The 11722-nt window shown below is 45.8% G+C and carries 16 protein-coding genes; 5 read left to right on the top strand and 11 right to left on the bottom strand.

Features of this window, described 5'->3' with window-relative positions; all coding sequences use genetic code 11:
- Positions 1-69 precede the first annotated feature (69 nt).
- The 3 genes from V7051_RS07970 to V7051_RS07960 all read right to left on the bottom strand — a co-directional run bounded on the left by V7051_RS07970 (position 70) and on the right by V7051_RS07960 (position 948).
- On the bottom strand, positions 70-402 hold the full coding sequence (locus V7051_RS07970) for a type II toxin-antitoxin system HicB family antitoxin (protein ID WP_333874331.1): 333 nt from the start codon (positions 400-402) through the stop codon (positions 70-72).
- Positions 399-653, bottom strand: a complete 255-nt coding sequence (locus V7051_RS07965) for a type II toxin-antitoxin system HicA family toxin (RefSeq protein WP_333874332.1) — start codon at positions 651-653, stop codon at positions 399-401. Before V7051_RS07965 ends, V7051_RS07970 begins: the two co-directional genes overlap by 4 nt.
- 133 nt (positions 654-786) lie before the next feature.
- Positions 787-948: a hypothetical protein gene (locus V7051_RS07960; protein ID WP_333874333.1), complete on the bottom strand. Its 162-nt coding sequence runs from the start codon at positions 946-948 to the stop codon at positions 787-789.
- Between the two features lie 195 nt (positions 949-1143).
- On the opposite strand from V7051_RS07960, the gene V7051_RS07955 reads away from it, so the two are divergent.
- From V7051_RS07955 to V7051_RS07945, 3 genes are all read left to right on the top strand, one after another.
- Entirely contained in the window at positions 1144-1347 is a 204-nt protein-coding gene (locus V7051_RS07955; protein WP_333874334.1) for a hypothetical protein, read from the top strand.
- Entirely contained in the window at positions 1344-1742 is a 399-nt protein-coding gene (locus V7051_RS07950) for a type II toxin-antitoxin system VapC family toxin (RefSeq protein ID WP_333874335.1), read from the top strand. The genes V7051_RS07955 and V7051_RS07950 overlap by 4 nt, the downstream gene beginning before the upstream one ends.
- Before the next feature lie 137 nt (positions 1743-1879).
- The gene (locus V7051_RS07945; protein ID WP_333874336.1) at positions 1880-3229 is read left to right on the top strand and encodes a cytochrome P450; all 1350 of its coding nucleotides are present in this window, start codon (positions 1880-1882) and stop codon (positions 3227-3229) included.
- Positions 3230-3532: 303 nt separating this feature from the next.
- Here V7051_RS07945 and V7051_RS07940 read toward each other — a convergent pair whose 3' ends face one another.
- The 7 genes from V7051_RS07940 to V7051_RS07910 form a co-directional block, all read right to left on the bottom strand.
- Positions 3533-4189 carry an FMN-binding negative transcriptional regulator gene (locus V7051_RS07940; protein WP_333874337.1) on the bottom strand — a complete coding sequence of 219 codons (657 nt, stop codon included), beginning with the start codon at positions 4187-4189 and terminating at the stop codon, positions 3533-3535.
- Positions 4190-4281: 92 nt separating this feature from the next.
- Complete coding sequence (gene ilvC / locus V7051_RS07935) at positions 4282-5298, bottom strand: ketol-acid reductoisomerase (protein ID WP_333874338.1); 1017 nt, start codon at positions 5296-5298, stop codon at positions 4282-4284.
- A 60-nt stretch (positions 5299-5358) separates the two neighbouring features.
- On the bottom strand, positions 5359-5850 hold the full coding sequence (ilvN, locus tag V7051_RS07930; protein WP_333874416.1) for an acetolactate synthase small subunit: 492 nt from the start codon (positions 5848-5850) through the stop codon (positions 5359-5361).
- Positions 5850-7586, bottom strand: a complete 1737-nt coding sequence (locus V7051_RS07925) for an acetolactate synthase 3 large subunit (RefSeq protein ID WP_333874339.1) — start codon at positions 7584-7586, stop codon at positions 5850-5852. Before V7051_RS07925 ends, ilvN begins: the two co-directional genes overlap by 1 nt.
- Positions 7587-7844: 258 nt before the next feature.
- Positions 7845-8687 carry a DUF2797 domain-containing protein gene (locus V7051_RS07920; RefSeq protein ID WP_333874340.1) on the bottom strand — a complete coding sequence of 281 codons (843 nt, stop codon included), beginning with the start codon at positions 8685-8687 and terminating at the stop codon, positions 7845-7847.
- Between the two features lie 37 nt (positions 8688-8724).
- Complete coding sequence (locus V7051_RS07915; RefSeq protein WP_333874341.1) at positions 8725-9171, bottom strand: molybdenum cofactor biosynthesis protein MoaE; 447 nt, start codon at positions 9169-9171, stop codon at positions 8725-8727.
- Between the two features lie 2 nt (positions 9172-9173).
- Positions 9174-9407 carry a MoaD/ThiS family protein gene (locus tag V7051_RS07910; protein ID WP_333874342.1) on the bottom strand — a complete coding sequence of 78 codons (234 nt, stop codon included), beginning with the start codon at positions 9405-9407 and terminating at the stop codon, positions 9174-9176.
- A gap of 142 nt (positions 9408-9549) precedes the next feature.
- Here V7051_RS07910 and moaC point away from each other — a divergent pair, with 142 nt between their 5' ends.
- Both moaC and lpxD read left to right on the top strand, forming a co-directional pair.
- A complete protein-coding gene (moaC, locus tag V7051_RS07905; RefSeq protein ID WP_333874343.1) occupies positions 9550-10044 on the top strand; it encodes a cyclic pyranopterin monophosphate synthase MoaC in 495 nt (164 codons plus the stop codon).
- Positions 10045-10235: 191 nt separating this feature from the next.
- Positions 10236-11276: a UDP-3-O-(3-hydroxymyristoyl)glucosamine N-acyltransferase gene (gene lpxD, locus V7051_RS07900; protein ID WP_333874344.1), complete on the top strand. Its 1041-nt coding sequence runs from the start codon at positions 10236-10238 to the stop codon at positions 11274-11276.
- Positions 11277-11519: 243 nt separating this feature from the next.
- Here lpxD and V7051_RS07895 read toward each other — a convergent pair whose 3' ends face one another.
- On the bottom strand, positions 11520-11711 hold the full coding sequence (locus V7051_RS07895) for a hypothetical protein (protein ID WP_333874345.1): 192 nt from the start codon (positions 11709-11711) through the stop codon (positions 11520-11522).
- Positions 11712-11722 lie beyond the last annotated feature (11 nt).

The raw sequence follows: 11722 nt of genomic DNA, 5'->3' as shown, positions 1-11722 counted from the left end.
TTCACGTCCGGTTCTGTGAGAGCCTCAAGGGGCAGTTCCTTGGGGCTACTCGACCGCAACTTTTATCCGTTAAACATGAGCCGCTTTTCCAAGTATCTCGGCAGCCCATTGATTCAGGCTTTTGCCGGTAGCCTGAGCGGCTACCAGCGCCGCCGCATGAACCTCTGGAGGCACACGCAGCATCAATTTGCCGCTGGCAGGCTTTTCCGGCGACTCACCGCGCGCCTTGCAATCATCAATCATGAAGTCAATGGCGGCCTCGAAGTCTGAGCGTAATTCGGTTACTGTTTCGCCATGAAAACCGATGATGGCTTTTACTCCCAGTACGCGGCCCACGAATATAGCATCGCGATCATCGAATTCAATGCGGGCTGTATAGCCCTTATAAGTCATAGTGTTCATGGTTTAATCTCCAGTTTGCTCAGCATTTCGCGTAATTGCTCAACCTGATATTTCTTGACATCCTTTCCTGGGTGAGGCCGGTGCGCATGCCATTCCATGCCTTGTAGCGTGAATTTCACACGCGAACCCTCGCGCTCGGTCTTTTCGGCACCCAATGCGATTAGCAGTGCCTCAAGCTCGGCAAATACAATAGACGCTCGTGTAGGCAAGGCAAATACGGAATGCAAGGTTTTTAGGTGTTTGGCTTTCATAGGGGCAAATGCTATCAGATATTGATAGCAATGTAATCTATATTTTGTAAGCCGCAAAAGCGAAAAGAAGTCAGGTTATTTTTCAAGCGGGGTTGAACGTAATTTTTTCTTTGCTTGTTGCCAATCCAGTACTTCAATGTCGCCGGAGAAAATTTTTTTCAGTCTCTATGAGTTCGGTTTCAAGCCAAGACGGGCTGGAGAGATTATCTTCGTCACCGACCAAATCGCCCCAAAGCGCCTCGATAATCTTTAGCTTTTCTACGGCGGATAACTTGTGAAGTTCTTCGATGCTCATATAGGAAGTACCTGTGATTGATATTGCGTCTTTACCACGAACAGCTTAACCTTAAAGAAAAAGTATTGCTCTTGCAATCACACATTCCGCCGGCTCGGCAACAATGCGGTGATAAAAGTACTGTAGCCTTGTCGGGCAACAACTTTTTCGTTGCCCGACACTATTCATCCAAAAAACTTTAAAACGGAGCAAGCAATGAACAGATCCGAAATTGAACAAGCCGTGCTAAGAGAAATGCATTCTTTGCCTTTAGATAAAGTTGAAGCCACGTTAAATTTTGTGTTGTCTTTAAAAAACAAGCCGGTTAAAAAACGACCGTTAGGATTATTAAAGGGTAAAGTGGAGTTTGCTATTGATGAAAACTTTAAAATGACTGACGAAGAGTTTTTACAATCGTGAAAAACTATTTACTCGATACACATACTTTTTTATGGTCGATATGGCAACCGGAAAAACTCGGGCAACAAGCTGTTACTGTTTTAGAAAATATGGATAACCGAGTTTTTGTCAGCAGCATTACTTTATGGGAAATATCGTTAAAGTATGCATTGGGTAAATTAACGCTTGGATGCAAGCCCGATGATTTACTAAAAGTAATCGATGATATGGGTTTTGAGAAATTAATCTTATCCCACGAAGAAGCCGCGCTGTTTTATCAATTACCTAAATTCGCGCATAAGGATCCTTTCGATAGAATGTTAATTTGGCAGGCTATATCGAACGATCTCATTTTAATTTCTAAAGACAGTCAATTTGATCACTACAGCCAATATGGCTTGAACATTATTTGGTGAACCCTGCAATAAGTCCAGCTATCAAATTTAGCCTCGTCGTTGCCCGACTATTAGTATTTGATTGTCGGGCATAAGCGTCATGTCCGATCTACGAAATTATTGAATAACATCTACCAAAACTTCAAGCCCCATTACTTATGCTGCAAAATAAACCCATCCCAAAAGTCAAAGGCGAATTCTTATTAGGCAATTTACGCCAAATGAACGCCAATCCATTTCAAGCGCTTTGCGACTGGCAACGTGATTATGGCGATTTAGTGAGTTTCAGATTGGCGACTCGCCATTTTTATTTGATCAGCCACCCAAAGCTGATCGAACAGGCTTTAATCAAGCAAAGCGATGTCTTTGTCAAAATGTACGATCCTAAAAAACCAACCGGTCTGGCTTTGGTGTTAGGGCAAGGATTAGTAACCAGTCAGGGCGAGCTATGGCAAAGACAACGGCGGTTAATGCAGCCGGTTTTCCAGAGGAGTAATTTGGCATCTTTACATGCGCAAATTGTCACTGCCGGCAATAACTTATTAGTCAGATGGCGGCTATTGGGTGACGGAGCGCAAGTTAATCTTGCCGATGAAATGATGCAGGTGACGCTTGAAGTGATCACTCAAACCATGTTCAGCACCAGCGTTCTCGATAAAATCGAGTACATTGCGCCTGCTTTAGATACGGCGCTCCGGTATGCGGCCAAATCCGTCATGAACCCTTTGCGTATTCCGTTATCTATACCTACTCAAGCTAATCGGGAATTCAATGCGGCAAGCGCCCTATTGGATGAGCTCATTTACGGAATCATCGAGCAGCGCCGTACCCAAAAACCAGTACACAACGATTTGTTGGATATGTTGCTGAACGCAAGCGATGACAATGGCGAACTTATGTCCGACCAACAGATTCGCGATGAAGTCATTACCATTTTTAGTGCGGGCCATGAAACCACTGCCAATTTGTTAACCTGGACGCTGTATTTACTGGCCCGCCATCCGGCTGTTCTGGCTAAATTGCGTCAAGAACTCGATACATTAGTGCAAGGCGAAATCCCAACGGCGGAAGACTTGCAGCAGCTTGTCTATACCAGAGCCGTACTGAATGAATCGATGCGCCTGCGTCCGCCGGTCGGCATTATGATGCGCAAAATCATCAAAGATACCGAGCTTGATGGCTATTTATTGAAACAAGGCAGGCTGGCGATGTTCAGTATTCACAATATTCACCATCACCCGGATTTTTGGCAGCAGCCTGAACAGTTCGATCCCGAACGCTTTTTGAACGGTGAAAACCGCAGATTTTCATTCATGCCGTTTGGCACGGGTGAACGCATCTGTATCGGCAATCATTTTGCGTTGTTGGAAAGCCAACTTTTGTTGAGCATGATCGTTCAACATTTTGATTGGCAGTTGCTTAGTACGGATGAAGCCGAAATTGAAATGGCGGTGACGCTAAAACCGAAGGGAGGGATTCCGGCAAAGTTAGCCGTTCGAAGTAAATAGAGAGAGTCATCGCGGCGTGGGATTGAATTTTAAGTTTCGTAAATATCGTCTTACTTACATATACAGCAAGCGAAACGCTATCTACGAAACTTAGGATTTGGTTGGAAATAATTTCCCGACTGGAATGACCTGTAGGGGGCTAATTCATTCGCCCAGGGCGATTAAAATCGCCCCTACAAATGGGGATTCAAGGAAATTATATATAGCCAGATCCTTAATATTGATGTCTTAACGTATAGTGCATGGGATTATGCTGGAAAATCGCATCGTTGCGCTAACAGCCTCCTCCGGCAACACTATGATTTATGGAGGCCCAAGGTCTTTTTTTACGCCGAACTTTTCGACCAGCTCAGCCATTGCTGATGCTCCTGTACGACCCTGTTCATTAAGTCCGTTTATCACGCCTGCCTGATTCTGCGGCGGCTGATTTTGGCTTACTTTCCATTTTCCGGATAAGCGGGTAATTACGATTTCAATACCTATCACGGCTTCGATTAGCTTTTCGGTAAAATCCAGCGGCGCATCAGATACCGCCCAAGGCTTGGCAAAATCCGCCTCGTTCTGAGCCGTAAGCGCCTCAAGCTGGGCGCGTACCCAAGCGGCATCATCAATTACCTGCAAAGTGCCGTAGGCATGAACGACTGCATAATTCCAGGTAGGCACAACTTTTCCTGTTTCTTGTTTGGTCGCATACCAAGATGGCGTGATGTAAGCGTCAGGACCTTGGAAAACGGCCAAGACGTCCACGTCTTTTGCGTAATCGATCCAGATTGGATTTGCCCGGGCGACATGTCCTCTCAATATACCAAACGGCGAAGCATCATCCGAAAGGTGCAACGGAATATGATTTGCCTTGAGTCCGGTTGAAGATAATGTAACTAATGTGGCAAGAGAATGCGCACGAATAAGCTCGTGCATGACGCTGATTCTCGGTTCTTCGAAATGTGCGGGTATGTACACGATTATCCCTCTACAAGTAGAAAATTTACCTCATAGCAAAAAAAAGCCCGTCATGAAGACAGGCTTTTTTAACCGTTTAAACCGACTTATGATCAGTTTTTGGTTTTATCGACAATCTGGTTGGCTTTAATCCAAGGCATCATGCTGCGCAGTTTCGCACCGACAACTTCAATCGGATGCTCTGCATTCAAACGACGCTTGGCGGTCATTTCCGGATAGTTGGTCATGCCTTCCATGATGAATTGCTTGGCGTACTCACCGTTTCTGATGTTTTTCAACGCTTCGCGCATCGCCCAACGACTTTCTTCGTTGATGACTTTGGGGCCGGTGACGTATTCGCCGTACTCTGCGTTGTTGGAGATCGAGTAGTTCATGTTGGCGATACCGCCTTCAAACATTAAATCAACAATCAATTTCAATTCGTGCAAGCATTCAAAGTAGGCCATTTCAGGTTCATAACCCGCTTCAACCAAGGTTTCAAAACCCATTTTTACGAGTTCAACTGCACCGCCGCATAATACGGCTTGTTCGCCGAACAGGTCGGTTTCACATTCGTCGCGGAACGTGGTTTCAATAATACCTGAGCGACCGCCACCAATAGCAGAGGCATACGATAAACAAATCGCTTTCGCTGTGCCTGACGCATCCTGATGAACTGCGATTAAGTCAGGAACGCCGCCGCCGCGTACAAACTCAGAACGGACGGTGTGGCCTGGTGCTTTAGGCGCGATCATGATTACATCCAAATCGGCGCGTGGCACGACTTGGTTGAATAAAATCGCAAAACCGTGGGCAAATGCTAATACTGCATTTTGTTTGATGTTGGGTTCAATTTCGTCTTTATACAATTTTGATTGAAACTCATCAGGCGTCAAAATCATGACAATGTCCGCGCCAGCAACCGCTTGTGCAACGTCTTGTACGGTTAATCCATGCGCTTCAGCCTTAGCTACTGAAGGTGATCCTGCGCGCAAGCCCACGACAACTGAAACGCCGGAGTCTTTTAGATTAAGAGCGTGAGCGTGGCCTTGTGAGCCGTAACCGATAATGGCTACTTTTTTACCTTTGATGATTGAAAGGTCGGCGTCTTTGTCGTAATAAACTTGCATGGTTTTTCCTGTTTTTGGGTGTTTAAAATATTAGTCGTTTTTTAATCGCCAAGGCTAATCTTACAAATGCAGCCCTTTTTCGCCTCTTGAGATGCCTGTCGGCCCCGAGCGGACTACTTCAATGATGGTATCGCTATCGATAGCGGCGATAAATGCATCAAGCTTACTGGAGGGACCGGTCATTTCCACGACATAAGTGGTTGGCGTTACATCGATAATCTTGCCGCGAAATATATCCGCCATGCCTCTGATTTCTTCGCGTGTGTGCTCGGTGGTCCTGATCTTGACCATCATCAATTCCCGTTCGATATGAACGGAGTCCGCCAAGTCGATCAGTTTAACCACATCAATCAGTTTATTCAGCTGCTTGGTGATCTGCTCGATAATGTCGTCGCTGCCACGAGTGACCAGCGTCATACGCGATAGGCTGGGATCTTCCGTAGGTGCTACGGTCAAGGATTCAATATTATAACCGCGCGCGGAAAACAAACCTGCGACCCGCGATAATGCACCGGATTCGTTTTCAATCAGGATAGAAATAATATGTCTCATCATGCCAACTCCCTGTCGGTCGATGTGCCGTTCGCGACTCTTAAAGTCATATCGTTATGGGCTTTGCCGGCTTCTATCATCGGATAAACGTTTTCGGTTCTGTCAGTCAGGATGTCCAAAAATACGGTACGGTCTTTCATCGCAAAAGCTTCTTCCAGCGCCGGTCTGACTTCTTCTGGCTTATTGATGCGCATGCCGACATGGCCGTAGGCTTCGGCCAACTTGACGAAGTCCGGGATGGCGTCCATGTACGAATGCGAGTAACGGCTTTCGTAGGAAAATTCCTGCCATTGGCGGACCATACCCAAATAGCTGTTATTCAGGTTGATAATTTTTACCGGCGCATTATATTGCAATGCCGTCGATAGCTCCTGAATGCACATTTGGATACTGCCATCGCCGGTTACGCAGGCGACTTCGGACTCGGGAAACGCCAGTTTAACGCCGATGGCCGCAGGCAAGCCAAAGCCCATGGTGCCCAAACCGCCCGAATTAATCCAATGCCGCGGTTTGTCGAACGGGTAATATTGGGCCGCCCACATTTGATGCTGACCGACATCCGAGGTGATATACGCCTCACCTTTGGTCACTTCATATAACTGCTCAATCACGTATTGCGGCTTGATCAAGAGGCTGTTGCGGTCGTATTCCATGCATTTGACGGCGCGCCATTGGTCGATCTGGTTCCACCAACTTTCCAGGGCTTTCTTGGATGGTTTCTTTTTACTTTCCTTGATCATTTCCATCATCTGTTCCAATACCGGTTTAACTTCGCCGACGATAGGAATCGCGACTTTAACGGTCTTGGAAATAGATGCAGGATCGACATCGATATGGATAATTTGGGCATGCGGACAAAACTGGTCAAGTTTGCCGGTGACGCGGTCATCAAAACGCGCACCGATAGCAATAATCACATCGCTCTCATGCATCGCCATGTTGGCTTCGTAAGTGCCGTGCATTCCCAGCATACCGACGAATTGCTTATCGGTTGCAGGATAAGCCCCCAAGCCCATCAATGTGTTGGTGATCGGAAAATCCAGCAATTGAGTGAATTCGGTCAACTCTTTGCTGGCCTCACCCAAAACCACACCGCCGCCGGAATAGATGATCGGCTTTTGTGCGGTTAATAATAAATCCACGGCTTTTTTCATCTGCCCTTTATGGCCGGTAACCGCCGGGTTATAAGAACGCATAGATACTTTTTTAGGGTATTTATAAGGCACTTTTATTCTGGGATCGGTGATGTCTTTAGGCACGTCGACAACAACAGGTCCGGGGCGGCCGGTTGTGGCGACATAGAATGCCTTCTTCATGGTTTCAGCCAGTTTGGTCACGTCTTTGACCAGGAAATTATGCTTTACGCAGGGACGGGTAATGCCGACCATGTCGACTTCCTGAAACGCATCGCTACCGATGACCGGCAATGGCACCTGCCCGGAAATAACCACCATTGGGATTGAATCCATATAAGCGGTGGCAATACCGGTTACGGCGTTGGTAGCGCCCGGACCTGAAGTGACCAGGACCACACCCGGTTTGCCGGTCGCACGGGCATAACCGTCCGCCGCATGGGTCGCGCCTTGTTCGTGTCGAACCAGAATATGTTTGACATCATCCTGCTGGAAAAGGGCATCGTACAAATGCAATACCGCTCCGCCGGGATAGCCAAAAACATATTCTACGCCTTCGTCCTTAAGACTCTGAATTACAATTTGTGCGCCGTTTAGCTCCACGCTAATACCCTCAAATAGACTTTCGAATTAAGCCGATTATATGCGCTTTTAAAAAATTCAAGGCCTAAATACCGGTGTATTTTAAAGAACGTCATATAGACAGCTGCTGGTAACCGCCTTTTTCAAACGGTTTAATCTAAACATTTTACTAGGTTTTCGAGCCAGTTGTACATTCATCTCTTATGCTTTTTAAATCCTGCCTGACCTGCTAGACAATTAATGATTGTTTACCGTTAAACAAGATGTTATTGGCGACAATCAAAAAGGTGGATTCAACTCCATAAACTCAACCTCATATCCGGAAAACTTGCGGATATTAATGACGCCGGTATCCAGTAATAAATATTGACCTTTAATACCGTGCAGTATTCCGGATACTTCGGTATTCTTATCGAGATTAAAAGATTTGACCTTGAGCGGATAGCTGTCTACCGGAAAATGAATATCGACAACCGGCTCATCGGCTAAAAACTCAATGGCCTGTTGCCCGAAACGTTGGGTAATTTCGGCCAGCTTTGCTTCACAAACAGCAATTAATTCATCCCGTTTTGCAATTAGATCAATAGGCTCTGCCCTGCTTTTAAGCATTTGCTGCCAACTGGTTTTATCGCTGACGTGTTTGGCAATGGCAATTTCAATCAGCCCTGAAATATAGCGCGACTGCACTTTAAAAATCGGCAGCGCCTGGACTGCGCCTTGATCTATCCAGCGCGTCGGAATTTGCGTCTGCCGGGTAATGCCTACCTTGATACCGCTGGAGTTAGCCAGATAAACGATATGCGACTGAAAACAAAACTCTTCGCCCCATAAGGGCTCCCGGCAGGTACCGGCCGCATAATGACAAGTTTCCGGCTTCATGATACACATGTCGCACTGTGCCAGGGAGGTAAAGCAGGGATAGCAATAGCCCTGATTAAAGCTTTTTTTAATTGCCCGGTTGCAATGCAGGCAGACAATATTGCCTGTATACATCAGCTTGATTGATTTACCGATCAGCGGATTTAAAGCAATCGATTGAGCGCCTAACGGCAACTCGTACTGAACCGGCCTTGATCTATCCAGCTCCAGCCGGGTATGCATTTTTCTTAATTGTCCCTGCATTTAAACATTTCCTAAAAATCTGATTACAACGAGCCGGTTACAGATAACCGTCAGTATTTTTTAGCAGCCAACGCTCGGCTTGCGATTTTAACAGCTCTTTTTTCCAGAAAGGCGCTCTCGACTTTAACGCTTCCATGATGTATCGGCTCGCATCAAATGCGTCGCCGCGATGCGATGTCCATACCGCCACCAGCACTATGGGTTCATTAGGCAGTATATCGCCTACCCGATGCACTACCAATGCATCGATAACAGGCCATTGTCGCAAGGCTTCGGCAACGATTTTTTCCAATTGTTTTTCGGTCATGCCGGGATAATATTCCAGAGTCATACCCGTAATATCATCACCTTCATTGAAATCACGCATTGTGCCTATAAAAATATTAGTTGCGCCAAACTTTCCGGCCATGTCCTTCGCAGAACTCTGGTAAACCTGAACTTCTTTTAGAGGATCGAAAGATTCGGCGTAAATTTTTATCTCCATAATCAACCACCGGTCACCGGCGGGAAAAACGCCACTTCGTCGCCATCCTTAACAGCACTATTTAATTCAACATAGTCCATATTCACAGCCGTCAATATATTATCGGGCAATGTTTTATTCGGATTAGCACTGCGCCATACATCGGCGACTGTAGTCAATCCTGAAAACTCCAGATTATCTTCCGAACGGCCGATACTCTCTTTCAAGCTGGCAAAATAACGTACCTTAATTGACATGATCGATCACTCAGTAACAAACAATAGAATTGGCACGAGGCGCATTATGGGGAAGCCTGTCGATTCGCCTTTTTAGTTTTCTTAACCGGCAGTTGTTATAATAAAAACGTGCTTGCCCTTTCACCGATAATTTTACAGAAAAATGACTGCATTAACTCACTTTAATCAATCCGGCGAAGCGCATATGGTTGACGTCGGCGACAAAGCGATTACCCAGCGTACAGCCGTCACAGAAGGCTATATTGAAATGCAGCCGGAAACGCTCAAACTGATCATGGACGGCGACTACAAAAAAGGCGATGTGCTGGCTATAGCACGAATAGCCGGTATCATGGCCAGCAAAAAAACGGCGGACCTGATTCCGCTCTGCCATCCGTTACCTCTAACTCATGTAGAAATCAAACTGGATACAGAAGTTGACCGCAGCCGGATACGCTGTCAAACCACTGTAAAAACCAACGGGCAAACCGGCGTCGAAATAGAGGCGCTCAATGCTACGCAAATCACCTTGCTCACTATTTACGATATGTGTAAAGCTGTAGATAGAGGAATGATTATCCAGTCAGTCCGACTACTGGACAAAGATGGCGGCAAGTCAGGACATTGGCATCACGATCAACAGAAAACTGCCGGGTGAGCCAGTTCCAATATTTGGACACTAATAAACGAAAAAGAACTCCAGCGATTAGAATTCAACACCTTAATTATCTCGGTGAGCAACCCAATGCAGGCAATGCGGTTGTTTATTAGATTTATTACACTAAACTTATATTTTCAACAGTGCCGGCTGCTTTGGCGCCATTCAGAATAACAACAGCAGAGACAAATATGCCGATTACATTAAAAGAACTTGCCGATTTTTGTGGTGCGCGAATTGAAGGCGGCGACCTATCAGCAATTATTCATTCAGCGGCAGAAATTACGTCCGCACATCATGGGCAAGTCACACAATTAACCAATAGTCGCTATACCCGGCATATTAAAGGCTCAACAGCTTCAGCCTGCATTATTGCGGAAGGTTTCGTTGTTGAGGATGTGCCTGACAACATGGCTCTGTTGATTTGTGCGGATCCGGAGATCAGCTTTATCAAGGCGGTCGAATTACTGCATCCTGCCAGAAATTATACCCGGCAAATTGCACCGCAGGCAGTTCTTGATGCTGCTGTGTCGCTAGGTAATCAGCTATATATCGGGCCTTATGCTGTAATTGGCGAGAACTCGCGCATAGATGACGGTAGCGAAATACATGCAGGGGCCTATATCGGCAAAAATGTAAAAATAGGTAAAAACTGCCGGATTTATCCTTATGCCGTTATTTATGATGATGTCGTTATAGGGAATAATGTCATTATTCATTCAGGGGCTATCATTGGCGCCGATGGCTTTGGTTATAAGTTCCGGAATAATGAGCATGTCAAAGTTCCTCAAGTCGGCAATGTGGTTATTGAGGACAATGTCGAGATTGGAGCTAATACCTGTATCGATAGGGGTGCATTAGGGAGTACCTTGATAGGAGCGGGTAGCAAAATCGATAACCTGGTACAGATTGGGCACAATAACAAAGTCGGCAAGAATGTCATTATGTGCGGTTTAACAGGCGTGTCCGGCTCCTGCAACATTGAAGATTATGCGATTCTGGCAGGAAGTTCAGGTATTGCTGATCATGTTACGATTGGTCGTGGCGCAGTCGTCATGGCACGCTCCGGTGTAGCCGGTGATGTCAAGGCGGGCACCCAAGTTTTCGGCAGCCCGGCAAAAGATAAGAAGACGGCTTATAAAGAGCAGATAGCGCTCAGCAAATTGCCCGCGTTATTGAAGAGAGTAAAAATGTTGGAGGAGAAAATCCAGCTGCTGGAAAAAGATATATAGCTAATGCCCGAAGATGGCTAGGGAAGCCTTTTAATACTTGCTATGCTAAAAATGACAAACCAGTTCAGCATCGAGCTGAGTGCATGGTTAAACTTTTAATGTTGTCGGTAACTATTCGAACAGCCTGATTAAGTCAGATGTTCAAGAATCAAAGAGAAAGAGTATCAGAATAGAATGATTTGAAATAAAAAGTACCCCCCGTCTATACGAGAGGTACTTTTTCAATTGACTACATTTTGAGTCTTATTGCTCAGTTTTATTGCCGGTTTTTTTCGCGTCTATTTTCGAGAAAACTTCAGCGTTACTCGCTGCAACAGCACCGCTTTGTAAATGCTTTGTTTCGTCTTGTTTCAACAGTACAACTAAGACAATAACAGCAGCAATAGCAACACCAGCAATCAACCATGTGTTATCTTTTTCTTGTTCTTCAGCCATTTTAAAATCCT

The sequence above is a fragment of the Methylobacter sp. genome (genome assembly GCF_036845245.1).
Lineage (GTDB): Bacteria > Pseudomonadota > Gammaproteobacteria > Methylococcales > Methylomonadaceae > Methylobacter_A.
Note: the sequence above shows the minus strand (reverse complement) of the source record. Positions and strands in the feature narration are given on the sequence as shown.